The sequence below is a fragment of the Haemophilus sp. SZY H56 genome, from assembly GCF_054332415.1.
The window spans coordinates 85,315-109,185 of sequence record NZ_JBTGNX010000004.1; the positions used below are offsets into that span (position 1 = coordinate 85,315).

At 40.8% G+C, this 23,871-nt stretch carries 22 protein-coding genes and 1 pseudogene; 14 read left to right on the top strand and 9 right to left on the bottom strand.

All coding sequences use genetic code 11. The features are described from left to right. Positions 1-133: 133 nt before the first annotated feature. The 7 genes from fucI (at position 134) to pyrG (ending at position 9,003) form a co-directional block, all read left to right on the top strand. Entirely contained in the window at positions 134-1,903 is a 1,770-nt protein-coding gene (gene fucI / locus ACXVWP_RS04320) for an L-fucose isomerase (RefSeq protein ID WP_369866737.1), read from the top strand. Between the two features lie 109 nt (positions 1,904-2,012). After that, positions 2,013-3,437 carry an L-fuculokinase gene (fucK, locus tag ACXVWP_RS04325; RefSeq protein WP_289902187.1) on the top strand — a complete coding sequence of 475 codons (1,425 nt, stop codon included), beginning with the start codon at positions 2,013-2,015 and terminating at the stop codon, positions 3,435-3,437. Positions 3,438-3,494: 57 nt separating this feature from the next. After that, complete coding sequence (fucU, locus tag ACXVWP_RS04330; protein WP_065242718.1) at positions 3,495-3,929, top strand: L-fucose mutarotase; 435 nt, start codon at positions 3,495-3,497, stop codon at positions 3,927-3,929. Between the two features lie 20 nt (positions 3,930-3,949). Next, positions 3,950-4,597 carry an L-fuculose-phosphate aldolase gene (gene fucA, locus ACXVWP_RS04335; RefSeq protein WP_049357912.1) on the top strand — a complete coding sequence of 216 codons (648 nt, stop codon included), beginning with the start codon at positions 3,950-3,952 and terminating at the stop codon, positions 4,595-4,597. 42 nt (positions 4,598-4,639) lie between these two features. Continuing rightward, positions 4,640-5,929 carry an L-fucose:H+ symporter permease gene (gene fucP / locus ACXVWP_RS04340; RefSeq protein WP_065242717.1) on the top strand — a complete coding sequence of 430 codons (1,290 nt, stop codon included), beginning with the start codon at positions 4,640-4,642 and terminating at the stop codon, positions 5,927-5,929. Between the two features lie 82 nt (positions 5,930-6,011). Then, positions 6,012-7,166, top strand: coding sequence for a lactaldehyde reductase (fucO, locus tag ACXVWP_RS04345; protein ID WP_289902186.1), 1,155 nt, complete (start codon positions 6,012-6,014; stop codon positions 7,164-7,166). A 199-nt stretch (positions 7,167-7,365) separates the two neighbouring features. Then, positions 7,366-9,003 carry a glutamine hydrolyzing CTP synthase gene (gene pyrG / locus ACXVWP_RS04350; RefSeq protein WP_065242715.1) on the top strand — a complete coding sequence of 546 codons (1,638 nt, stop codon included), beginning with the start codon at positions 7,366-7,368 and terminating at the stop codon, positions 9,001-9,003. An 84-nt stretch (positions 9,004-9,087) separates the two neighbouring features. On the opposite strand, the gene ACXVWP_RS04355 is transcribed toward pyrG, so the two are convergent. Continuing rightward, the gene (locus ACXVWP_RS04355; RefSeq protein WP_049357906.1) at positions 9,088-10,854 is read right to left on the bottom strand and encodes a DUF4153 domain-containing protein; all 1,767 of its coding nucleotides are present in this window, start codon (positions 10,852-10,854) and stop codon (positions 9,088-9,090) included. Positions 10,855-11,141: 287 nt separating this feature from the next. Here ACXVWP_RS04355 and eno point away from each other — a divergent pair, with 287 nt between their 5' ends. The 7 genes and pseudogenes from eno (at position 11,142) to ACXVWP_RS04390 (ending at position 17,318) form a co-directional block, all read left to right on the top strand. Further along, positions 11,142-12,452, top strand: coding sequence for a phosphopyruvate hydratase (eno, locus tag ACXVWP_RS04360; protein WP_297568200.1), 1,311 nt, complete (start codon positions 11,142-11,144; stop codon positions 12,450-12,452). Positions 12,453-12,523: 71 nt separating this feature from the next. Beyond that, positions 12,524-13,162, top strand: coding sequence for an NUDIX hydrolase N-terminal domain-containing protein (locus ACXVWP_RS04365; protein ID WP_297568202.1), 639 nt, complete (start codon positions 12,524-12,526; stop codon positions 13,160-13,162). Between the two features lie 8 nt (positions 13,163-13,170). Beyond that, positions 13,171-13,590: a DUF2251 domain-containing protein gene (locus tag ACXVWP_RS04370; RefSeq protein ID WP_297568204.1), complete on the top strand. Its 420-nt coding sequence runs from the start codon at positions 13,171-13,173 to the stop codon at positions 13,588-13,590. A gap of 8 nt (positions 13,591-13,598) precedes the next feature. Then, complete coding sequence (locus tag ACXVWP_RS04375; RefSeq protein ID WP_297568206.1) at positions 13,599-14,306, top strand: HAD-IA family hydrolase; 708 nt, start codon at positions 13,599-13,601, stop codon at positions 14,304-14,306. Positions 14,307-14,679: 373 nt separating this feature from the next. After that, a pseudogene (locus ACXVWP_RS04380) lies at positions 14,680-14,940 on the top strand (hypothetical protein); the annotation flags it as partial. Between the two features lie 2 nt (positions 14,941-14,942). Further along, positions 14,943-16,124: a glutathionylspermidine synthase family protein gene (locus tag ACXVWP_RS04385; protein ID WP_289902183.1), complete on the top strand. Its 1,182-nt coding sequence runs from the start codon at positions 14,943-14,945 to the stop codon at positions 16,122-16,124. A 48-nt stretch (positions 16,125-16,172) separates the two neighbouring features. Beyond that, the gene (locus ACXVWP_RS04390) at positions 16,173-17,318 is read left to right on the top strand and encodes an iron-containing alcohol dehydrogenase (RefSeq protein ID WP_265469400.1); all 1,146 of its coding nucleotides are present in this window, start codon (positions 16,173-16,175) and stop codon (positions 17,316-17,318) included. Positions 17,319-17,473: 155 nt separating this feature from the next. Here ACXVWP_RS04390 and rplA read toward each other — a convergent pair whose 3' ends face one another. From rplA to lysM, 8 genes are all read right to left on the bottom strand, one after another. Beyond that, positions 17,474-18,163, bottom strand: coding sequence for a 50S ribosomal protein L1 (rplA, locus tag ACXVWP_RS04395; RefSeq protein ID WP_005695230.1), 690 nt, complete (start codon positions 18,161-18,163; stop codon positions 17,474-17,476). Positions 18,164-18,167: 4 nt separating this feature from the next. Beyond that, positions 18,168-18,596 (bottom strand): 50S ribosomal protein L11, encoded by a 429-nt coding sequence (rplK, locus tag ACXVWP_RS04400; protein ID WP_014064251.1) that lies wholly within the window; start codon positions 18,594-18,596, stop codon positions 18,168-18,170. Positions 18,597-18,766: 170 nt separating this feature from the next. Next, complete coding sequence (gene nusG, locus ACXVWP_RS04405) at positions 18,767-19,324, bottom strand: transcription termination/antitermination protein NusG (RefSeq protein WP_005695227.1); 558 nt, start codon at positions 19,322-19,324, stop codon at positions 18,767-18,769. Between the two features lies 1 nt (position 19,325). Next, positions 19,326-19,742, bottom strand: a complete 417-nt coding sequence (gene secE / locus ACXVWP_RS04410; RefSeq protein ID WP_289902182.1) for a preprotein translocase subunit SecE — start codon at positions 19,740-19,742, stop codon at positions 19,326-19,328. A 121-nt stretch (positions 19,743-19,863) separates the two neighbouring features. Next, on the bottom strand, positions 19,864-21,102 hold the full coding sequence (clpX, locus tag ACXVWP_RS04415; RefSeq protein WP_289902181.1) for an ATP-dependent protease ATP-binding subunit ClpX: 1,239 nt from the start codon (positions 21,100-21,102) through the stop codon (positions 19,864-19,866). Positions 21,103-21,111: 9 nt separating this feature from the next. After that, positions 21,112-21,693, bottom strand: a complete 582-nt coding sequence (gene clpP / locus ACXVWP_RS04420) for an ATP-dependent Clp endopeptidase proteolytic subunit ClpP (protein ID WP_289902180.1) — start codon at positions 21,691-21,693, stop codon at positions 21,112-21,114. Positions 21,694-21,838: 145 nt separating this feature from the next. After that, positions 21,839-23,137, bottom strand: coding sequence for a trigger factor (gene tig, locus ACXVWP_RS04425; protein WP_289902179.1), 1,299 nt, complete (start codon positions 23,135-23,137; stop codon positions 21,839-21,841). Between the two features lie 213 nt (positions 23,138-23,350). Continuing rightward, entirely contained in the window at positions 23,351-23,791 is a 441-nt protein-coding gene (gene lysM, locus ACXVWP_RS04430) for a peptidoglycan-binding protein LysM (RefSeq protein ID WP_128786841.1), read from the bottom strand. Between the last annotated feature and the right edge of the window lie 80 nt (positions 23,792-23,871).

The window sequence follows — 23,871 nt, forward strand, 5'->3', positions numbered from 1 at the left end:
TCACAAATCTGAAATCTACTTTGCATTTCGTCTATCTTATTACATTCTTTTTATCAAAAATAATACCAAGTTAAGTTGATATCAGCTTATTCACCTTTCATCATAAATGTTAAACGTAAGGAGGATTTTTATAATGACATCTTTCGCTCAATCAAATCGTGTAAAAATTGGTATTCGTCCAACTATTGATGGGCGTCGTATGGGAGTTCGAGAATCATTAGAAGAACAAACCATGCAAATGGCCAAATCCGTTGCTGAGTTATTGCAAACTCACATTCGTCACACCGATGGTTCCTTCGTGGAATGTGTGATTGCTGACACCTGTATCGGTGGTGTTGCTGAAGCTGCCGCTTGCGCAGAAAAATTTAAACTCAATAATGTTGGTTTAACAATTACGGTTACCCCTTGTTGGTGCTACGGTTCCGAAACTATCGACATGGATCCGCACATGCCGAAAGCTATTTGGGGTTTTAACGGCACCGAACGTCCAGGAGCTGTTTATCTTGCTGCCGCCCTTGCTGGCCATTCTCAACTAGGTTTACCGGCTTTCTCTATTTATGGCACCGAAGTACAAGAAGCAGATGACACTAGTATTCCTGCCGATGTTAAAGAAAAACTGTTACGCTTCGCACGTGCCGGTCTTGCCGTTGCAACTATTCGCGGCAAATCCTACTTATCTATCGGTTCCGTTTCCATGGGTATCGCCGGTTCTATCGTCAACCAACAATTCTTCCAAGAATACCTCGGCATGCGTAACGAATATGTGGACATGACCGAAATCAAACGCCGCTTGGATCGCAAAATTTACGATCAGGAAGAAGTGGACTTAGCGCTTTCTTGGGTGAAACAATATTGCAAAGACGGGATTGACGTAAACAGCCCGGAAAATCAACGCTCACCGGAAGAACGCGCTGAACTTTGGGAAAATGTGGTGAAAATGACCATCATTGCCCGTGATTTAATGGTGGGTAATCCGAAATTAGCTAAATTAAACTTTGGTGAAGAAGCACTTGGTCATAACGCCATTGCTGCCGGTTTCCAAGGTCAACGCCATTGGACCGATCATTTACCGAACGGCGACTTTATGGAAGCCATCCTAAACTCCACCTACGATTGGAATGGCGTACGTCCTCCATACATTCTTGCAACAGAAAACGATAGTTTAAACGCAGTCTGTATGTTACTTGGTAATCAACTCACTGGTCAGGCGCAAATCTTTGCCGACGTACGGACTTACTGGAGCCCAGATTCCGTAGAACGCGTTACCGGTTTCCGTCCGGAACAAGGCTTCTTGCATTTAATTAACTCAGGATCTGCTGCCCTTGACGGTACAGGTCAACATCAAGACGCCAATGGCAATCCGATCATCAAACCTGCATGGGAAGTCACGGAAGAAGACGGCAAACGTTGTTTGGAACATACCCATTGGTGTCCTGCGGTACACGAATACTTCCGTGGGGGCGGTTTATCCTCTCAATTCTTAACCAAAGGCGGCATGCCGTTTACTATGCATCGTATTAACCTTATTAAAGGCTTAGGTCCGGTGCTACAAATTGCCGAAGGTTGGTCTATTGATTTACCGAAAGAAGTCAATGATGCCCTTGACCATCGTACAAACGAAACCTGGCCGACGACTTGGTTTACGCCTCGTTTAACTGGTAAAGGAGCATTTACTGATGTTTATTCTGTAATGGCGAACTGGGGAGCTAACCACTGTGTAGCCACTTACGGACACATCGGTGCTGATCTCATCACGCTAGCTTCAATGTTGCGTATTCCTGTTTGCATGCACAACGTTGAAGATGCCAATGTGTTCCGCCCAAGCTCTTGGAACGGTTTTGGTCAAGACAAAGAAGGTCAAGACTACCGCGCCTGCCAAAACTTCGGACCACTTTATAAATAACCTATGACTGGCGCAAGCTTCCCTAACTTGCGCCATCATCCCATAAAAATTCAAATACAAGTGCGGTTGAAAAACAAATGAATTTTAAACCGCACTTAGGAGAGCTTTTATGTCTATCGTACTGATTTTTGATTGCGGTGCGACTAATTTACGCACCATTGCCATGAATGATAAAGGCAAAATCATGGCATCCCATCACCTTGCTAATAATACTCAACAGGGTAGCGAATCACCCGATTATCATATTTGGGATTTTGAAGAAATTTGGCAAAAACTCACCATGTGTGCAGATAATACGATCACTCAATTAAAGCAACAACAGGTTGATTTAAAAGAAATCGTAGGCATTTCCGTCACGACTTTTGGTGTGGATGGCGCAGCATTTGATAAAAACGGACAACAACTTTACCCGATTATTTCGTGGAAATGCCCGCGCACAGTGCCGGTGATGGAAAACCTCCCTCAGTTGCTAGACATAAAAGCCCTTTATCAACGCAACGGCATTGGTCAATATAGTTTCAACACTTTATTTAAACTACTTTGGTTGAAAGAAAATAAACCGGATATTTTCCAAAAAATGGATAAATTCGTGTTCATTTCCTCCATGCTAACCCAGCGATTAACTGGCAAATTTACCACCGATCGCACTATGGCAGGCACATCCATGATGACCAATCTCGCAACAGGCAATTGGGACGAGGATATCTTAAAACTGCTTGGTTTAAGCCAAAAACACTTTCCACCATTGCATAACGCAGGTGAAAAAGTGGGGGAGTTAACTAGTGCGCTTGCCGACCATTGGGGTTTAAATCGTATTCCAGTTATATCCTGTGGTCACGACACCCAATTTGCCGTATTTGGCTCCGGTGCGGGATTGAATCAACCAGTACTCAGTTCAGGCACGTGGGAAATCTTAATGGCCCGTACAGAACACGCCAAACCGCAATTCGATTTTGTGCCGCAAGGCTTAACCACCGAATTTGACGCACAACCGAATTGTTTTAACCCCGCCGTACAATGGGTCGGCTCAGGCATTATGGAATGGCTCGGTAAATTGTTGTTCGCCGATATATATGGCACCGACCAATATTACCCGACCATGATCGCCGAAGGTATCGCTGCCGGTGAAAAAGGCTCGCAAAGTGCGGTCAATTTTCAGGGTGTATTTAGCCAACTCGGACAAGGCAATATCAGTGGACTTTCCATGTTCTCCACTCGTGGTGAAATCTACCGTGCCGCACTTTATTACATGGCAAACCAACTCAAGCAGGGCTTGGACGTATTACAACAAGTCAGCCACTTCAAAGCGGAAAGCTTGCTTTGCGTCGGTGGCGGCTCGAAAAATCCACTTTGGAACCAAATCCGTGCTGATGTTTTAGGTTTACCGATTGATGTCGTGGATGTCGCAGAAAGCACTGTGCTCGGCGCTGCAATGTTTACCTTCGCAGGCGTTGGGATATACGCAACGCCAGAACAAGCACAGAAAGCAATGCAACCAAATAGAACGCGTGTTAATCCAGCTAGAAAGAATTAATCCCTCCTCTTTCTAAGAGGCAATAAAACTTGAAAAGAATAAATAGGAGAAATCAATATGTTAAAAGGTATCCACCCGGCAATCTCCCCTGAGTTACTCAAAATTCTTGCCGAAATGGGACATGGCGATGAAATTGTACTGTCCGATGCCCATTTTCCCGCACACTCATTACATTCAAACGTAATTCGTGCAGATGGCATCACCGTATCTACATTACTCAAAGGCATTGCACCATTATTTGAGTTTGATGCTTATGTCGATGCGCCGTTAATTATGATGCAAGTGGTGCCTGGTGATACTCTCGATCCACAAGTAGAAGAAAATTATCTAACGGCGATTAAAAATGCGATTGGTTTTACACCTAATTTAGAGCGTATTGAACGCTTTGCCTTTTACGAACGTGCCAAACAAGCTTATGCCGTCGTAATCAGTGGCGAAACAGCTAAATACGGCAACATTATCATCAAAAAAGGGGTTACCCCCATTCTATAACAGCTTAGAGGTACTAAAAAATGAACAGACAAGAACTTTCACAAAAAATTATTGATACTTGCCTTGAAATGACTCGACTAGGGTTAAACCAAGGTACAGCGGGAAATGTCAGTGTACGTTACAAAGACGGCATGCTGATCACCCCGACAGGAATGCCATATCATTTAATGAAACCGGAAAACATTGTGTATGTAGACGGCAAAGGTAAACACGAAGAAAACAAACTGCCGTCTAGTGAATGGCAATTCCATTTAGCTGTCTATCAAGCACGCCCTGAAGCCAATGCGGTGGTGCATAACCATTCTATAAACTGCGCAGGGCTTTCTATTTTGGAAAAACCGATTCCGGCCATTCATTACATGGTCGCGGTTGGTGGCACCGATCATATCCCTTGTGTGCCTTATGCAACGTTCGGTACTCACGAATTAGCGTCCTATGTGGGCGAAGGCATTAAAGAAAGCAAAGCGATTTTACTTTCTCATCACGGTTTGATCGCTTGTGGTGAAAACCTAGACAAAGCCTTATGGTTAGCACAAGAAGTCGAAGTATTAGCATCTTGGTATTTGAAATTGTTATCAACGGGCTTAGAAATTCCATTATTAAGCAAAGAACAAATGAACGTGGTTTTAGGAAAATTCCACACTTATGGGCTGCGCATTGAAGAATAGTCCGCAAATAGATTCATCACTTATTTAAACAAGGAAAAGATTATGAGCGCTAAAGTTTTAGAAAAAAAATATCTTGTGCCCTTCATTCTTATTACAAGCTTATTTGCATTGTGGGGCTTTGCGAATGATATTACCAATCCTATGGTTGCCGTATTCCAAACAGTCATGGAAATTCCGGCATCTGAAGCAGCTTTAGTACAATTTGCTTTTTATGGTGGTTATGGAACCATGGCAATTCCGGCTGCATTATTTGCCAGTCGCTATAGTTATAAAGCAGGTATCCTTCTAGGTTTAGCGCTCTATGCGGTCGGTGCATTCTTATTCTGGCCAGCTGCTAAATATGAAGTGTTCAATTTCTTCTTAATTTCTCTTTATATTTTGACTTTTGGCTTGGCATTTCTTGAAACAACAGCAAATCCTTACATTTTAGCCATGGGTGATCCGCAAACGGCTACCCGTCGCTTAAACTTTGCCCAATCCTTTAATCCACTTGGTTCTATTACCGGGATGTTCGTCGCATCTCAATTAGTCTTAACCAATTTGGAATCCGATAAACGGGATGCTGCTGGAAACTTGATTTACCATACTTTATCCGAAACAGAAAAAATGGGCATTCGCACCCACGACTTAGCCGAAATCCGTGACCCTTACGTTGCACTTGGTTTTGTCGTTGTTGCAGTGTTAGTCATCATCGCCTTATATAAAATGCCTTCAGTGAAGGTAGAGGAGAGTGATACCCGCCTTTCTTTTAAAGAGGCCGTAGCTCGCTTAATTAAGAAGCCGAAATATCGCGAAGGTGTGATTGCTCAAGTATTCTACGTTGGCGTACAAATTATGTGCTGGACTTTCATCGTACAATATGCCGAACGTTTAGGCTTCACCAAAGCGGAAGGGCAAAACTTCAACATCATCGCTATGGGGATTTTTATTACCAGCCGTTTCATCAGCACAAGCTTAATGAAATATCTTAAAGCCGAATTCATGCTCATGTTGTTCGCTATCGGCGGTTTCTTCAGCATCCTCGGTGTGATTTTCATTGACGGTGTGTGGGGCTTGTACTGCTTAATTTTAACTTCTGGCTTTATGTCACTCATGTTCCCAACCATTTACGGCATTGCACTCTACGGCTTAAAAGAAGAATCTACCTTAGGTGCCGCCGGTTTAGTGATGGCAATTGTAGGCGGTGCGTTAATGCCTCCGTTGCAAGGTATGATCATCGACCAAGGCGAAGTGATGGGATTACCGGCTGTCAACTTCTCATTTATCCTACCGTTAATCTGCTTCGTCGTTATCGCGATTTACGGCTTCAGAAGTTGGAAAGTTCTAAAATAATGTAAAACATGACCGTACTTCGCTTAAAAGTGCGGTCGTTTTTTTACGCATTTTTATCATCTTAAGTAAAGGAGTATATTTTATGGCTAATCGAATGATTCTTAACGAAACCAGCTATCACGGTGCCGGCGCTATTCAACATATTGTGGATGAAGTCAAAATCCGTAGCTTTAAAAAAGCCTTAGTGGTGACGGACAAGGATTTGATTAAATTCAAAGTGGTGGAAAAAGTCACCGCACTTTTGGACAACGCAGGGCTTGCTTACGAGATTTTTGACGAAGTGAAAGCTAACCCAAGCGTCGATGTCATCAAAAAAGGTGTGGCAAAATTCAAACAAAGTGGCGCAGATTATCTAATTGCTATCGGAGGAGGTTCTCCTACAGATACTTCAAAAGCTATCGGCATTATTATCAATAACCCTGAATTTGAAGACGTTCTGTCTCTTGAAGGTGTTGCGCCTACCAAGAACAAATGTGTACCCATTATTGCTGTTCCGACTACAGCAGGCACTGCCGCTGAAGTCACCATCAACTATGTGATTACCGATGAAGCGAATAAACGCAAATTTGTTTGCGTAGATGTACACGACATACCAGTAGTCGCTGTAGTCGATCTTGACATGATGTCCAGCATGCCTAAAGGTTTGACCGCTGCCACCGGCATGGATGCACTAACCCATGCTATTGAAGGTTACACCACCAAAGCCGCTTGGGCACTTACCGATGCTTTGCATTTGGAAGCGATTCGTTTAATTGCTAAACATTTACGTGGTGCGGTAGAAAACACCAAAGAAGGACGCGAAGGCATGGCGCTTGGTCAATATGTTGCCGGGATGGGCTTTTCAAACGTAGGCTTAGGTATCGTACACAGCATGGCACACCCGCTTTCTGCCTATTATGACACTCCGCATGGTATCGCCAATGCTGTCTTATTGCCTTATGTTATGGAATTCAATGCGCCTGAAACGGGTGAAAAATTCCGTGAAATTGCCCGAGCAATGGGTGTAAAAGGCGTAGATGACATGAGCCAAGATGAATATCGCAAAGCGGCAATTAATGCTGTAAGACAACTTTCTAAAGATGTCGGAATTCCAGAAAAATTACACACGATAGGCGTTCAAGAAAAAGATCTTCTCTCTCTTTCTCAAGATGCACTTAATGATGTGTGTACTGGAGGCAATCCGCGTGATTGCACAGCAGAGGATATTTTAGAAATCTATAGATTAGCGTTTAAATAATTCATTGATAAAAATTAATCTAGAGCGATTATTCTTCCGTTGAGTTAACTCAATAAATAAGGTAGACTATCCTCCCGTCTTGATAGCTAGTCATCTTTTTCTTTTATTTTTGACCGCACTTTTCAGCATCCTGCAGAAATTTGCATAAAAGATGATTGGCTATAATCATTTTTATCCCAACATTTTTAGGTCTCTCACTATGGCTACAAATTATATTTTCGTCACAGGCGGTGTGGTTTCATCGTTAGGTAAAGGTATTGCTGCAGCATCATTGGCAGCCATTTTAGAAGCACGTGGCTTAAACGTGACTATTATGAAATTAGACCCTTACATCAACGTGGATCCGGGTACAATGAGCCCAACCCAACACGGCGAAGTGTTCGTGACACAAGACGGGGCGGAAACCGATTTAGACTTAGGTCACTACGAGCGTTTTATTCGTACCAAAATGACCAAACGCAACAACTTCACCACAGGTAAAATTTATTCTGAAGTATTACGCAAAGAGCGTCGTGGTGATTATTTAGGTGCGACAATTCAAGTTATTCCACACATCACCAATGAAATCAAAGATCGTGTGATTGCCGGTGCACAAGGCCATGATGTGGTAATCGTGGAAGTGGGCGGAACAGTGGGTGATATTGAATCACTTCCATTCTTAGAAGCCCTTCGTCAACTTGCCGTACAAGTGGGCCGTGAGCATACTCTCTTTATGCACTTAACATTAGTGCCATATATCCCAACTGCAGGCGAAGTAAAAACCAAACCGACACAACATTCTGTAAAAGAATTACTTTCAATTGGTATTCAACCGGATGTGCTTATCTGCCGTTCAGATCGCATGATTCCACCAAACGAGCGTGCAAAAATCGCCTTATTCTGTAACGTACCAGAACGTGCGGTCATCTCATTAAAAGATGTGAATTCAATCTACCAAATTCCGGCGTTATTGAAATCACAAGGTTTAGATGAATTCATTTGTCAACGTTTCCACTTAGACTGTCCTGAAGCCGATCTTTCTGAATGGGAACAAGTGCTTTATCAAGAAGCCAACCCTGTGGGCGATGTGACCATCGGTATGGTTGGTAAATACATTGAATTACCTGATGCTTATAAATCAGTGAATGAAGCCTTAAAACATGCAGGCTTGAAAAACCGTTTAAGTGTTCATATCAAATACATTGATTCTCAAGATGTTGAAACCAAAGGCACTGACGTATTAAAAGGCGTAGATGGTATTTTAGTACCTGGCGGCTTTGGCTATCGCGGTGTAGAAGGTAAAATTTTGACAGCAAAATATGCGCGTGAAAACAATATTCCTTACCTCGGTATTTGTTTAGGGATGCAAATTGCGTTAATCGAATACGCGCGCAACGTTGCTGGTCTTGAAAAAGCCAACTCATCTGAATTTGATCGTAACTGCGAACAACCAGTAGTTGGTTTGATTACAGAATGGCAAGATGCGGAAGGCCACATTGAAACTCGTGACGACAATTCAGATCTCGGTGGCACGATGCGTTTAGGGGCACAGCAATGCCATTTAATTGAAGGCTCAAAAGCGCGTGCATTATATGGCAAAGAAACGATTGAAGAACGTCACCGTCACCGTTATGAAGTGAACAATAACCTGCTTCCACAAATTGAAAAAGCGGGTCTTAAAGTGACAGGTTTATCGGCTGATCGTAAATTAGTGGAAATCATCGAAGTACCAAACCACCCATGGTTTGTGGCATGTCAATTCCACCCAGAATTTACCTCAACGCCACGTGATGGTCACCCATTATTTGAAGGCTTTGTCAAAGCAGCCAGAGAAAATCAGTTAAAAACTGAAAAGTAATTTACTGATAATTCCATAAACAAGTGATCTGCACCCCAAAATCGGGACACCTACTTTGGGTCCAGATCACTTTTTATATATGGTCTATTTATCGAAAATAGCTTCGACGGTTAATTCCTTGTAGTAATAGCCTTTTTCTTGACTAAATTGCATATCAAGCTCACTCAAATAAATCGTAAAGCTTGGTCTATCAATTTTTAATAAATCTTGGCTAAGCGATTTAAATTCAGCTTGAGAGATTTTTTTCATCGGGTCTAGCTGATGTTCTTTGAATACTTTGTGAATATGTTCATCCATATTCGTACAATATCTGTCATGATCTTCAACAAAGCAAACCTCTGGCTTCTCTTTGTGCTTATCCGCTTTTTCATCAGATTTCATATAAGTCTGAATCTCTGTACGAGCAAATCCAGGCATCGGTACATGAATCCATTTTTTATACGGCGTGACATCAATTGATTTCCATTCAAATCCCACTGTTGTTTTTCGGTCGCTAATTATTCGCTCATTGATGCGGATCTCATCACGATAAATATTGAATGCCAAAAGTTCTTTCGATTTTTCACCATATTGCTTCTTAAATACCTCTCGTCTTTCTTGATAAGCATCTTCCACAGAAGAGTCTAGCTCTATACTGTAAAGCAAATAGTCTGATACACTATCTAATTCTTCCCAATCTTTAAGCTCGCTCTTCGGCATATTCTCTAAACGCTCTACAAAATCTACATCATCACGAATTTTTCCTTGTCCATCAGATAAATTTAGTTTTGTTAATAACTGTTCAAAACGTTCCGTTTGGCTTTGATAAGCAATTTCTTTCGGACTCACCACCCAAGTCATGGCAAAAATTGCCACCATTACAACTCCAGAAATCAGCCGGTATTGACGTGCTTTTGGCACAATCAGGATCGCATAAGCAATCGTAATCGCCGTAGCCAAAGCCACTAAATAAATACGCTGTTCCGTCCAAGCATAGGCACTAATACGGCGATCAATCGCCAGCCATAGCAACACGATTGACACAATAGCAAGATATGGATAGAACTTAAAGAAAGTTTCCCAGCTGGCTTTAGCACAAATAGAACGTAATGCATATACGCCTAAACCACCAAGCAGGTAAGGCAAGGAAATATTCGCCAGCATGCCTTTTGGTAATACGCCTTCAAAAATAATTTGAACAACATAAGCATAAAGCAACACAGTGAAAATAATCAATGCTGGTGCTAATACGAAATTAACTAAAATGTCAAAAATGCGATTTAACGTCATTTCCGATTTAACTTGGCGCTGTTGGAATACTAAGAAAAACAGTGGCTGAGTAAAAATGCCTAAAGACATATAAACGTGACTATAGAAACTATCAGAAAACGCTATATTAAAGAGTGTTGTAATCGTAAATAAAATAGCCGCTATTAATCCAAATACCAATAACCATACTGCCGTTGCTAAGCCAAGATGGAATAGATTGATAAAATTACGGTAGGTAAACCCTTGATTATTTTTTTCAAATGGAAACCCTAATAACATCAGTAACGCAATAAAATTTGCGCCCCAAAACTTAGGGCTATAGCAATAAAAATCAGCATTATCATTCACTTGCCAAATGGTGAAAACAGTAATGAGAGGCACAATCCATGAAAAACGATACCAAGAATATGGGCGAGATAAATAAATAAAGGCAAGCAGCATCGGCTCAAATAGCCAATAAGCTAAATGATCTTTTTCTGAATTCATATCTACAAACCAAATTCCAAGAGCAAACGCAGCAATCATGAATATTTCGATCGGATGGGTAGATATCACTGATTTTATTTGTGTTTTGGTTTGCTGAAAAAAAGTCGAAAGAGACATAATGATTCCTTTTTCAATGCAACAAAGTCTCAATTAAGAATAAATAATTGTTCGTAAAATAATACGAAATTTCGTGCAACTGTAACCAACTTTTGAAGGCAATTCCACTGAAATAAAAGAAATAATTGGCGAAAAAGAGATAAAAACTTACCGCACTTAATTAAAAAATAAGATACAGATCAAAGTGCGATCATTTTTCCAAGACAAATTTCTAAATTTGCTTTATTATATTGCCACTTTAGGTTCGCCTAACTAATTTTAATTAACTTTAAACAGAGGAAAACAAAATGGCAAAAATCGTTAAAGTCATTGGTCGTGAAATCATCGACTCTCGTGGTAACCCAACTGTAGAAGCTGAAGTTCATCTTGAAGGTGGTTTCGTTGGTTTAGCAGCTGCTCCATCAGGTGCATCTACCGGTTCTCGTGAAGCATTAGAATTACGTGACGGCGACAAATCTCGTTTCTTAGGTAAAGGTGTATTAAAAGCGGTTGCTGCAGTAAACGGTCCTATCGCAGATGCATTAGTGGGTAAAGAAGCGTCTAACCAAGCTGAAATCGACCAAATCATGATCGATTTAGACGGTACTGAAAACAAATCTAACTTCGGTGCAAACGCAATCTTAGCGGTATCTTTAGCAAACGCAAAAGCCGCTGCAGCGTCTAAAGGTTTACCTCTTTACGCTTACATCGCAGAACTTAACGGCACGCCAGGCGTTTACTCTATGCCATTACCAATGATGAACATCATCAACGGTGGTGAGCACGCAGATAACAACGTTGATATCCAAGAATTCATGATTCAACCAGTTGGCGCGAAAACGTTACGTGAAGCACTTCGTATCGGTGCAGAAGTATTCCACAACCTTGCGAAAGTATTAAAATCTAAGGGCATGAGCACTGCTGTAGGTGATGAAGGTGGTTTTGCACCTAACTTAGCATCTAACGCAGACGCTTTAGCATGTATCAAAGAAGCTGTAGAAAAAGCAGGTTATGTATTAGGTAAAGACGTCACTTTAGCAATGGACTGTGCATCTTCTGAGTTCTACAACAAAGAAACTGGCAAATACGAAATGAAAGGCGAAGGCCGTTCATTCACTTCTCAGGAGTTCACACACTATCTTGAAGAATTAACCAAACAATACCCAATCGTGTCTATCGAAGATGGTCAAGATGAATCTGACTGGGAAGGTTTTGCATACCAAACTAAAGTGTTAGGCGATCGCGTTCAATTAGTGGGCGACGACTTATTCGTCACTAACACCAAAATCTTAAAAGAAGGTATCGAAAAAGGTATCGCAAACTCTATCTTAATCAAATTCAACCAAATCGGTTCTTTAACTGAAACTTTAGCGGCAATTAAAATGGCTAAAGATGCAGGTTACACTGCGGTTATCTCTCACCGTTCAGGTGAAACCGAAGATGCGACTATCGCTGATTTAGCGGTTGGTACAGCAGCAGGTCAAATCAAAACTGGTTCTATGAGCCGTTCTGACCGTATTGCGAAATACAACCAATTAATCCGTATTGAAGAAGCATTAGAACGCGCAGGTACTCCAGCAGCATTCCCAGGCTTAAAAGCGGTTAAAGGTCAAGCGTAATTCACGCTGAATTTACTGTAAAATCTCACCGCACTTTGTATAAAAGTGCGGTGTTTTTTTAGGGAGTTTTTATGAATACTCAATCTAATTCATTGCTTACTGAACCTTGGTTATCTTGGGCTATCGAAATTCAAAGCATTGCACAAAACGGGCTAACTTATTGCAAAAATATCTATGATATTGAACGCTATGAACGCTTGCGGGATTTGTCTGCTGAAATGCTCGCTTATAAAACAGCCATACCCAAAGAAACTGTCAAATCGTTTTTCTGCAATGGGTCTGGTTATCAAACCCCTAAAATCGATTCGCGCGCAGCTATTTTCAAAGATGATAAAATTTTATTAGTACAAGAAAATGATGGACTTTGGTCACTGCCTGGCGGCTGGATAGATGTGCTAGAAACCATTCATAGTAATACGATTAAAGAAGTACGCGAAGAAGCGGGGCTTAATGTTAAACCGACTTTCATTATTGCTATTCACGAACAACATAAACGCAATTTTCCGCCTTTTGCGCATCCTGTACTCAAAACCTTTGTCATGTGCGAACCATTAAGTGGCGAATTTCAACCAAATAGTGAAACCGTTCAATCTGCCTATTTTACGTTGAATGAACTGCCACCAATGAATGAAGAAAAAAATACGCCCGCACAGGTTGAACTTTGCTTTCAAGCACACCATAGTAGTCACTGGACTACACAATTTGATTAGGAAATACCATGTTACATTTAACCCTCGAAGATCAACTCTTTCTCGGTCAAGCAAAGCAAGTAGGCACACATTCAACTGTACATGACCATTTGGCGGTAATGTTTGAAGATGACGGTGAAACGGGCTATTTTTATGCATTAGATATGCGTCAAAATGCGCAGCCTGTTGTCGATTGCTTACATGTTTATAACGTCGATAACACAAGCAATCACCACGAAGCACGTAAATTAGAAATCTGCTGGGATGAAAGTGGTTATTTAGCCTTATTGCTCATTAACGGCTATCCGCATGCCGTATTTGATTTTGCTCATTTGATCGGCTATAACACTAACAAACATCCTCAGCCTGACTTAATGAGCATGTGGACACACGAAGAAATCACCAATGAACGTGCGACAGCATGGCTTGGTGTCAATACCATTAAATAGGATTAACTATGCGATTTTACCGAGGTCTTCAGCCTTTCAAGGTCATGAGTTTTGATCTTGATGACACCCTTTACGATAATAGTGATGTCATTCGTTTGGCCGAAGAACGCTTTCTTCAATGTGTACAAGAACACGCACAACTGAGTGAGCTTACCTCAGAATATTGGCGAGAATGGAAATGGCAACTGGCGGAGAAAGATCCCTTGATTGCTGAAGATGTGATCGCCTGGCGGGTCGAAACGTTACGACACTTACTGGCGCATCATAGTAAAAGTGCGGTTGAAATTGACCGCACTTTGGCCATCGCTATGGAAGAATTTATTGAATGGCGGCATAAAATTGACGTACCCGCAGAAAGCATTGAAGTGCTGAATCAACTGAAAGATCGCTATCTGCTAAGCGTAATTACTAACGGCAATGTGATTGCAACACGTATTGGATTTGAACACTTTCAACTGAGTTTACGTGGAGGAGAGCAAGGCAGAGCGAAACCTCATCAAGATTTGTTCCACCAAACCGCCGATCATTTTGGCATAAAACCGAGTGAAATTTTACATATTGGTGATAACTTAACCACGGATGTTCAAGGCGCCATTCAAGCTGGCTGCCAAGCTGTATGGATTAATTTATCAGGCAAAGCTCTCAATTCATTTACTGAAGCAAGTGTTTTGCCTACATTAGAAATCAATCATTTAACTGAATTATTAACACTTTAACCCTATGATAAAAAAGAAAAATCAAGTTCTCGTCAGCCTTTCTATTGTGGCTTTATTGGGCGGCTGCTCAGAAGAGCAAGTTCAACGTGATGTTTATAACAGCCTTGAGGATTGTTTAGCTGATTGGCAAAAAATTGAATTATGCGAAGCTGACCAATCTAATGAAAATAACAGCAGCACAACTACACATGCTGGATCTGGCTCCTCTCTCTCGGGCAATTTAAATACACGTCCAAGCAATAATAGTGAATGGTCAGAAGACAATCAGACCGTCAAACAAACCTTAAATCCAGATGGCGCAACTCACTCTGGCAACTCAAGCGGTTCTGAGGGAACAAGCCACACGAGTTCTGCAACAGGAGAAGGACACGGTAGTATGGGCAGTGCGATTGCAGGTGCCGCAATGGGTTATATGATCGCGCGTACGATGGGCTCATTTTTAGGTCCAAGCTACAATCCAAGTAACCGTGCCGTTTCAACGCCAACGGGCCAAGTTATTCAACCGCAAACTAATCGTTCCGTCGGTAAACCTGTATTAGTGAAAGGTAATGCAGGCAGCACTTACAGCAAACCAGTTTCACGCGGTGGCTTTAAAAGCTCAAATTCAAGCAGCAGCCGTAGCTCAGGCGGTTAAATATGAAACGAATCACCGGTTTTCCCACTCGCCCCGATATGGTGCAACAATTATTAGATGTGGGCTTTGATTACTATAATCTGCCTTCCTCTGATGGCTCGCATTATTGGTCGGATAATGTAGCGTATGAATTTACCTTAGCTGAAATCGATCACATTGAAGATGCTACCAACGAATTGCATGCAATGTGTATGGATTTTGTTGCCGATGAAATTAAACAAGGTGATTATGCCCATTATCGCTTCACCGATTTACAGAAAAATCTGATTGAACAAACATGGGCTAAAAACGTACCGCACTTATATGGCCGTTTTGATTTTGGTTATGACGGCGAAAACCTCAAAATGTTTGAATACAATGCCGACACCCCTACTTCCCTGCTTGAAGCTGCTGTGGTGCAATGGCAATGGTTAGAGCAAATTGAAGGCTTAGCACATCGTGACCAATTCAATTGGATTCACGAAGAATTACTCAATCGCTTTCAGTTTATTCAACAGCAAACAGGGCTAAACGATTTCCATTTTAGTGCCATGCAAGAAGCGGGCCGTGAAGATTGGGGCAATATCGATTACTTGGCGGATGTGGCTTACAACGCAGGTTGGCATATTCATCAACTTGCCATTGAAGATGTTGGCTACGATAAAGACAGTCAGCAATTCCTCGATCTGAATAATCAACCTATTGATTGTTTATTTAAACTCTATCCGCTTGAATGGATGACTACGACAGAATATGCACCACACATGCTTAATTCATCCACCACTTTTATTGAACCCGCGTGGAAATTACTATTAAGTAATAAAGTGCTATTAGAGAAATTGTGGCAAAAACATCCAAACCACCCTTTATTACTACCCGCTTACTTTAGTAAACATGATATTACCGATCGCCAATCAATATGGGTGAAAAAACCGACGTTAGGTCGTGAAGGCGCCAATGTTTCTTACTATGAAAAACGTAATGGTCTGGAATTTGCCGCCAAAGGTAGCGAACATTCAGCCTTTTACGATCAAGCTGGTTACATCTATCAACAAAAATTTGAACTGCCAAATTTTGATGGCATGTACCCTATGATTGGTTCTTGGGTAGTGGGTGATGTGGCTTGTGGCATTGGATTGAGAGAAGATTTTACCCCAGTTACTGGCAATGATAGTCACTTCATTCCGCATTACTTTGTGGAATAAAAACAACGCAAAAACTGACCGCACTTAACAGATAATAAGGAGATAAATATGTATCCATTTAGTTTTCAAAACCCTACTCGCATTGAATTTGGTCTCGATAAAGAAAAAGAGATGGGTAAATATATGCATGAATACGGTGCAAAAAAGGCCTTAATTATCTATGGTAGTGAACGTGTCAAACAATCCGGTTTATTTGAAGATGTGGCGAAAAGCTTACGTGAACATGGCATTGAATACATTGAATGTGGTGGCGTAAAAAGCAACCCGACAATCAGTAAAGTTCGTGAAGCCGTTGCAATGGCGAAAGACTTTGGAGCTGACAGCGTGTTGAGTATCGGTGGTGGCTCTTGCCTTGATAGTGCGAAAGCGATCGCAGCGGGTGCGTGCTATGAGGGTGATACTTGGGACTTTTTTAAAGGCACACCGGTGCAAAAAGCATTAATGATTTTCGATGTAATCACCCTTGCGGCAACAGGCAGTGAAATGAACTGGGGAGCCGTCATTACCAATGAAGAAACACAGCAAAAATATTCAATTCACAGCAATCATTTATTCCCAAAAGTATCTGTCATTAACCCGAAATTGCAAGCGACCGTCAGTCGTGATTATTTAGTGTATTCTGCCGCAGATATTATTGCTCATTCTATTGAAGCCTATTTCACAGCTGAATATCGTCCTGAAATTATTGATTTCTTAGTAGAAAGCAATATTAAAACTGTTATTCGTACGACTGAAATCTTGCTCAATGATCCACAAGATCTCAATGCGCGTGGCGAATTTGCCTGGGCGGCTACACTGGCGTTGAACGGTTTAACGCATTTAGGTATCTCACCTTACGGTTTCCCAAATCATATGATTGAGCATTCCATGAGTGCGATTTCAGATGTACCCCATGGCGCAGGGCTCTCTGTAATTATGACTGCGTGGATGCAATGGTATCAATCTCAAAGACCTGCTCAATTCAAACGCTTTGCTAAAGAAATATTTGGCTTAGATAAGGCTGAAGAGGGTATTCAAGCCTTAAAAGCTTGGTTTGATAAAATCGGTACACCAACCCGCCTTGAACAACTTAACATTGATGATAAAACCTTAGCTGAAATTGTTGATAATGCGGTTCAAACTGCGATTAAGGCGAAAATGGATAAGATTTATACCAAAGAAGCTATTGAAGCAATTTTCGCTTTAGCGAAGTAATCTCTCATAAGAAAGAGCGGTCAAATTCAAAATATAATGAAATTTGAGCGCTCTTTTTATATTCTCAACATTTCACTTATTGAAAAGCATGTAAAAAATAACCGCACTTTAGTTACCCAAAGTGCGGTTAATTTGAATTAAGTTTTAACGCTTAATTATAGTGAAGCTTGATCAACAGCCACACCAGCACCCATAGTTGTAGAGATGCTTACTTTCTTGATAAAGATACCTTTTGCAGTAGTTGGTTTTGCTTTGTTTAAAGCAGCCAATAATGCTTGAAGGTTTTCTTTTAATTGAACTTCAGAGAAGTTTGCTTTACCAATTGTTGTGTGGATGATACCGTTTTTATCGTTACGATAACGGATCTGACCAGATTTAGCATTTTTAACTGCTTCAGCAACGTTTGGTGTTACGGTACCAACTTTAGGGTTTGGCATTAAACCACGTGGGCCTAATACTTGACCTAATTGACCAACAACACGCATTGCATCAGGAGAAGCGATAACAACGTCAAAGTTCATTTCGCCTTTTTTGATTTGCTCTGCTAAATCTTCCATACCGACTAAATCAGCGCCAGCTTCTTTAGCTGCATCTGCGTTAGCACCTTGGGTGAACACAGCTACGCGTACTTCACGACCTGTACCGTGTGGTAATACAGTTGCACCACGAACGTTTTGGTCTGATTTACGAGGATCGATACCTAAGTTTACTGCAACGTCAACACTTTCAACGAATTTAGCCGTTGCGAATTGTTTTAATAACGCAATTGCTTCGTTGATTTCGTATGCTTTAGTAGAATCTACGCCAGCTTTGATTGCTTTCATTTTTTTAGTCAATTTAGCCATCGTATTATTCCTCCACCACTAAGCCCATTGAGCGAGCAGTACCAGCAATTGATTTCATTTTAGTTTCGATAGTCGCACCAGTCATATCTGCTGCTTTAGTTTCAGCGATTTGACGAACTTGATCTAAAGTTACTTTACCCACTTTATCTTTGTTCGGTTTACCAGAACCAGATTTGATACCTGCAGCTTTTTTCAATAATACTGCTGCTGGTGGAGTTTTAGTAATGAAAGTGAATGAACGGTCTGCATATACAGTGATAACAACCGGAATCGGTAAACCTTTTTCTAAGCTCTCAGTACGAGCGTTGAATGCTTTACAGAATTCCATGATGTTCACACCTTGTTGACCTAATGCAGGACCAACTGGTGGTGATGGGTTTGCCATACCCGCTGCAACTTGCAACTTAACGTATGCTTGGACTTTTTTTGCCATTTTTTAGTTTCCTCTAAATGGGTGATAACGCCGAAATCGGCTCCCCTGTTAATGAAAGGCTGTATTTTAATTAATCAGCCTCGAAATTTCAAGCAGAAAAACTACTCGAAAAACAACCGCACTTTATTTTTAAGTGCGGCCATTAAATTTCTTATTTTGGTAAAGGGAAATTAACGTGTTTTTTCTACTTGACCAAATTCAAGCTCAACGGGTGTTGCACGACCGAAGATAGATACAGACACTTTTAAGCGACCTTTTTCGTAATCCACTTCTTCAACCGTACCATTAAAGTCAGCAAATGGACCTTCTGTCACACGCACTTCTTCACCTGGTTGATATTCTTTACGATGACGTGGTTTTTCAGCACTTTGCTCTAAACGATTTAAAATTAAATCTGCTTCACGTTTAGAAATTGGCGCAGGCTTATCTGGTGTACCACCGATAAAGCCCATTACACGTGGTACGCTTTTCACTAAGTGCCATGTGTCATCATTCATTGCCATTTCAACTAATACATAGCCGGGGAAGAATTTACGTTCGCTTTTACGGCGCTTACCCGCAACATTTTCAACAACTTCTTCAGTCGGCACTAACACTTCACCAAACTGATCTTCCATTTGTTGTTGTTTGATATATTCACGCAATGTGATTGCAACACGACTCTCAAAGCCTGAGAATGCTTGCAATACATACCAACGTTTTTTGGATACGTTTTCAGTTTCGCTCATTTTAGAATCTCAAATCGGTTAAGAAGTTAATCAATGCAATGATAATTGAATCTATTGCCCAGAAGAATAAAGAGGTAAGCACGGTTACCCCAATAACGATTAAAGTTGTTTGACGTGTTTCTGCACGAGTGGGCCATACCACTTTACGACCTTCAACTTTTGCTTCGCTAAAGAATGTACGAGCTTTTGTACCTTGATTAGTAATTGCAGCTAAACCAAAGGCAATTAATAAAGCGACAACTACGCCAACTACACGTACAGGTAAAGAGAAGGCGTCTTTAAAATAAACGTTACCAATCGCTGCAGCAGTAAAAAATGCCACAGAAAGAATCCAAAGAAACGTATTTAAGCCTTTTGATTTTCCTTCTACGACTTGTTCTTGGTCGTGTTTCTTTTTCTCAACAATTTCAGTTGCCATAAGTGAATCCGTATAAAATAAGGGATAAATAATTTTTAGATTAATTTTAGAACGTGCGATTGTAGCATTTTCTTTCGGGATTGCCTATGAAAAATGTTAGAAAAAACAACCGCACTTTCTATTAGTTTTTATATTCGAGCTTCGGTGGTTTGTTATCAACGATAGTTTCTTCATCCACAATCACTTTTTGCAAGTTTTCGATTGAAGGTAAATCATACATCGTATCTAACAACACAGCCTCAACGATTGAGCGTAAACCACGTGCACCGGTTTTACGTTCAAGGGCTTTTTTCGCCATCGCTTTTAATGCTTCTGGGGTGAATTCAAGCTCCACATCTTCTAAGCCAAATAATGCTTGATATTGTTTGGTCAGTGCATTTTTTGGTTGAGTCAGGATCTGAATTAACGCCTCTTCATCTAATTCGCTTAATGGCGCAATCATTGGAAGACGACCAATAAATTCTGGAATCAAACCGAATTTCATTAAATCATCCGGCTCAACTTGGCGGAATAATTCAGAAAGATTTTCTTTCTCTTCTTCTTTCTCTACTTTCGCATCAAAACCAATCCCGGTGTCAGTTTGTGTACGCTTACCGATAATTTTATCTAAGCCGGCAAATGCCCCACCACAAATAAAGAGGATTTTTGAGGTATCCACTTTCAACATTTCTTGTTGAGGGTGTTTACGTCCACCTTGTGGCGGTACAGATGCGATAGTGCCTTCAATTAATTTTAACAAGGCTTGTTGCACACCTTCGCCAGATACATCACGAGTAATAGACGCACCTTCTGATTTACGGCTGATTTTATCAATTTCATCAATATAGATAATGCCCTGCTCTGCTTTTTCCGTATCGTAATCGCAGTTTTGCAATAATTTTTGCAGCACGTTTTCCACGTCTTCGCCCACATAACCAGCTTCAGTTAACGTCGTCGCATCAGCCATAGCAAAAGGTACATTTAAACGGCGCGCCAAAGTTTGAGCTAATAAGGTTTTACCACTACCTGTTGGACCGATTAACAAGATGTTACTTTTACCTAATTCCACATCATTGCTTTGGTGGTTCGTACGTAAGCGTTTATAGTGATTGTAAACCGCCACTGACAAGACTTTTTTCGCATAATCTTGTCCAATCACATAATCGTCTAAGTGAGCACGAATTTCGTGCGGTGTCGGTAATTTTTCTTCAACTGCTAGTTCGCTAGGTGTTTTGATTTCTCCACTGTCTTCCAACATACTGTGGCAAAGCTCGATACACTCGTTACAAATATAACCCTCTGTACCTGCAATTAATTTACCTACTTCACTTTTTTCTCTTCCGCAGAAAGAACAGTGAAGATCGTTATCATTTGTTGTCATGTTAAATCCTTAACGTTTCATCAACACATCGTCCACTAAGCCGTAAGCTTTTGCTTCTTCCGCCGACATAAAGTTGTCACGATCAGTGTCTTTTTCGATACGCTCGATGTTTTGACCAGTATGGAAAGCAAGGCGCTCGTTTAAAGTATGCTTAATTTTAAGAATCTCTTGTGCGTGAATCTGAATATCTGATGCTTGTCCACGGAAACCACCTAACGGTTGGTGAATCATCACTCGTGCATTCGGTAATGCAGCTCGTTTTCCTGCTGCGCCTCCTGCAAGTAAAAATGCGCCCATTGAGCAAGCTTGGCCAATGCAAAGAGTACGCACATCTGGTTTAATAAATTGCATGGTATCGTAAATTGCCATACCCGCAGTCACTGAACCGCCTGGTGAGTTAATATAAATATTGATATCTTTTTTCGGATCTTCTGATTCTAAGAAAAGTAGCTGTGCCACGATCAAATTTGCCATACGATCTTCTACTTCACCACTCAAAAAGATCACGCGCTCTTTTAATAGGCGGGAATAAATGTCATACGAACGTTCACCACGAGAGGTTTGTTCGACAACCATAGGAATTACACTCATTTTTGCCCCTAAATATGTGCTAAAAAATCGGGCAATATTCTACCCGAAAATCAGTAAAAACAAAAATGCGGTCGCTTTTCATTGAAAAAAACGACCGCACTTTTCGATGATATACCTGTGAATTTAATTCACGTGCTATCAATTATTATGCTTGTGGATTCATGATCTCATCAAATGAAGACGCTTTTTCAGTCACTTGAGCTTTAGCAAGAACGGCATCAACTGCTTGTTCTTCTAATACTACATTGCGAATGTTGTTCATTAACTCTTCATTTTTGCTGTAATATTCAACTACTTCAGCGGGTTGTTCGTAAGCAGAAGCGATATCCGCGATCATTGCTTTCGCACGTTCTTCATCCGCTTTCAATTCGTTTGATTTGATCACTTCAGAGAATAATAAACCGACTTGAACACGACGTTTTGCATCAGCTTCAAATAATTCGCGTGGTAATTGTGCAGCTTGTTGTGCATTGCCACCGAAGCGTTGTGCGGCTTGGTTACGTAATACGTTGATTTCTTCTTCTACTGCAGAAGCTGGAACATCAATTGGGTTTTGTTCGATTAAACCGTTGATGACTTGTTGTTTAACACGAGAAACTAACGCGTTTTTCAATTCACGTTCCATGTTTTTACGGATTTCTGCACGTAAATCTGCCACAGTTTTGGTGTTTGGACCAAATTTGGCAACGAACTCATCTGTTAATTCAGGTAATTCCATTTCTTCTACTTTTTTCAAGGTGATCGCAAATTTTGCATCTTTACCTTTTAAGTTTTCAGAATGATATTCTGCTGGGAAAGTCACATTGATATCGAATTGTTCCCCTGCTTTGTGGTCTACGATGCCCTCTTCAAAACCAGGGATCATACGACCTTGGCCCATGAATAGAACGAAATCAGTTGCTTTACCGCCTTCGAATTCTTCGCCATCTACTGAACCAACGAAGTCGATTGTTACGCGTGAATCTGCTTTCGCTGCAGCTTTGCTTTCAGCCCAAGTCGCTTGTTGTTTACGTAATACATCGATCATTTTATCGATATCAGCTTCAGTGATTTCAACAGTTGGTTTCTCAACTTTGATGTTTTCTAAGCCTTTTAATTCAACTTCTGGGTACACTTCGAAAGTTGCAGTGAATGATAAATCTTTACCAGGTTCGAACGTTTCGATAGCGAAAGTTGGACGACCTGCAATGTTGATTTTCTCAGCGATTACTGCATCAAAAAAATGACGTGGTAATAAATCGTTTAATACATCTTGGCGGATTGATGCGCCAAAACGTTGTTCAATGATGTGAGCTGGCACATGACCTTTACGGAAACCATCAACACGTACATTTTTTGCTGCACGTTTAAATTCTTCACGAGTTGCTTTTTCTACAGCTTCAGCTGGAACGGTGATCGTCACACGACGCTCTAAACCTTGAGTTATTTCAATATTTAATGACATTTGTAACCTCAATTAATGTTGCACTCGGTAAAAACCACACCGAACACGTTATTGTTTGTAAAAATAAAAAACCGCCAAATTATAGCGAAAGAAAATCAAACAGTCGATAGAAACCGGAAAAATCAATAGAAAACCGGCTAAAATTGCACAATTTATCAACAATTTTGAATAAAGAAAAAAGTGCGGTCAAAAATAACCGCACTTTTTATCGAATTATAAACCTTTCGGTAAACGAATTTTTTGACCTGGGAAAATCTTATCCGCATCTTTAATCACTTCTTTGTTCGCTTCAACGATAGCGGTATATTTCGCGCCATTTCCGTAAGCTTTCTCAGCGATTTTCCACAAAGTGTCACCTTTTTGGATTACATAGAATGTTTCATCACTGCTTAAGGTTTCACCGTTATTGATGCTTGCATCGCTTGTTACTGAGTGGATACCTTGAATGTTACCCGCCATTAATACTGCTTTTTCTAATGCTGCTGCAGTTGATGCCACACCTTGGATATTGGCTACACCATTTTCAACGGTAACAGATAAGTTTTCTACGCCTGGATTGTCTTCTGCAATGTGTTGAGTCACAGCTTTAGACGCCTCTTCTTCTTTAGAAAAAATTTTCTTACCGATGTCACTGACAAAATCAAATAAACCCATTTTAACGTTCCTTTTGTATGTTTGTTTAAGGGATTATTACGATACTGAAATTCCCTTAAGAAGTCTATAAACCAGAGTGT

What these genes read in the sequence shown, in the direction of transcription:
- fucI (WP_369866737.1), top strand. Translation starts at nt 134, where the DNA reads ATGACATCTTTCGCTCAATCAAATCGTGTAAAAATTGGTATTCGTCCA.
- fucK (WP_289902187.1), top strand. Translation starts at nt 2,013, where the DNA reads ATGTCTATCGTACTGATTTTTGATTGCGGTGCGACTAATTTACGCACC.
- fucU (WP_065242718.1), top strand. Translation starts at nt 3,495, where the DNA reads ATGTTAAAAGGTATCCACCCGGCAATCTCCCCTGAGTTACTCAAAATT.
- fucA (WP_049357912.1), top strand. Translation starts at nt 3,950, where the DNA reads ATGAACAGACAAGAACTTTCACAAAAAATTATTGATACTTGCCTTGAA.
- fucP (WP_065242717.1), top strand. Translation starts at nt 4,640, where the DNA reads ATGAGCGCTAAAGTTTTAGAAAAAAAATATCTTGTGCCCTTCATTCTT.
- fucO (WP_289902186.1), top strand. Translation starts at nt 6,012, where the DNA reads ATGGCTAATCGAATGATTCTTAACGAAACCAGCTATCACGGTGCCGGC.
- pyrG (WP_065242715.1), top strand. Translation starts at nt 7,366, where the DNA reads ATGGCTACAAATTATATTTTCGTCACAGGCGGTGTGGTTTCATCGTTA.
- ACXVWP_RS04355 (WP_049357906.1), bottom strand. Translation starts at nt 10,854, where the DNA reads ATGTCTCTTTCGACTTTTTTTCAGCAAACCAAAACACAAATAAAATCA.
- eno (WP_297568200.1), top strand. Translation starts at nt 11,142, where the DNA reads ATGGCAAAAATCGTTAAAGTCATTGGTCGTGAAATCATCGACTCTCGT.
- ACXVWP_RS04365 (WP_297568202.1), top strand. Translation starts at nt 12,524, where the DNA reads ATGAATACTCAATCTAATTCATTGCTTACTGAACCTTGGTTATCTTGG.
- ACXVWP_RS04370 (WP_297568204.1), top strand. Translation starts at nt 13,171, where the DNA reads ATGTTACATTTAACCCTCGAAGATCAACTCTTTCTCGGTCAAGCAAAG.
- ACXVWP_RS04375 (WP_297568206.1), top strand. Translation starts at nt 13,599, where the DNA reads ATGCGATTTTACCGAGGTCTTCAGCCTTTCAAGGTCATGAGTTTTGAT.
- ACXVWP_RS04385 (WP_289902183.1), top strand. Translation starts at nt 14,943, where the DNA reads ATGAAACGAATCACCGGTTTTCCCACTCGCCCCGATATGGTGCAACAA.
- ACXVWP_RS04390 (WP_265469400.1), top strand. Translation starts at nt 16,173, where the DNA reads ATGTATCCATTTAGTTTTCAAAACCCTACTCGCATTGAATTTGGTCTC.
- rplA (WP_005695230.1), bottom strand. Translation starts at nt 18,163, where the DNA reads ATGGCTAAATTGACTAAAAAAATGAAAGCAATCAAAGCTGGCGTAGAT.
- rplK (WP_014064251.1), bottom strand. Translation starts at nt 18,596, where the DNA reads ATGGCAAAAAAAGTCCAAGCATACGTTAAGTTGCAAGTTGCAGCGGGT.
- nusG (WP_005695227.1), bottom strand. Translation starts at nt 19,324, where the DNA reads ATGAGCGAAACTGAAAACGTATCCAAAAAACGTTGGTATGTATTGCAA.
- secE (WP_289902182.1), bottom strand. Translation starts at nt 19,742, where the DNA reads ATGGCAACTGAAATTGTTGAGAAAAAGAAACACGACCAAGAACAAGTC.
- clpX (WP_289902181.1), bottom strand. Translation starts at nt 21,102, where the DNA reads ATGACAACAAATGATAACGATCTTCACTGTTCTTTCTGCGGAAGAGAA.
- clpP (WP_289902180.1), bottom strand. Translation starts at nt 21,693, where the DNA reads ATGAGTGTAATTCCTATGGTTGTCGAACAAACCTCTCGTGGTGAACGT.
- tig (WP_289902179.1), bottom strand. Translation starts at nt 23,137, where the DNA reads ATGTCATTAAATATTGAAATAACTCAAGGTTTAGAGCGTCGTGTGACG.
- lysM (WP_128786841.1), bottom strand. Translation starts at nt 23,791, where the DNA reads ATGGGTTTATTTGATTTTGTCAGTGACATCGGTAAGAAAATTTTTTCT.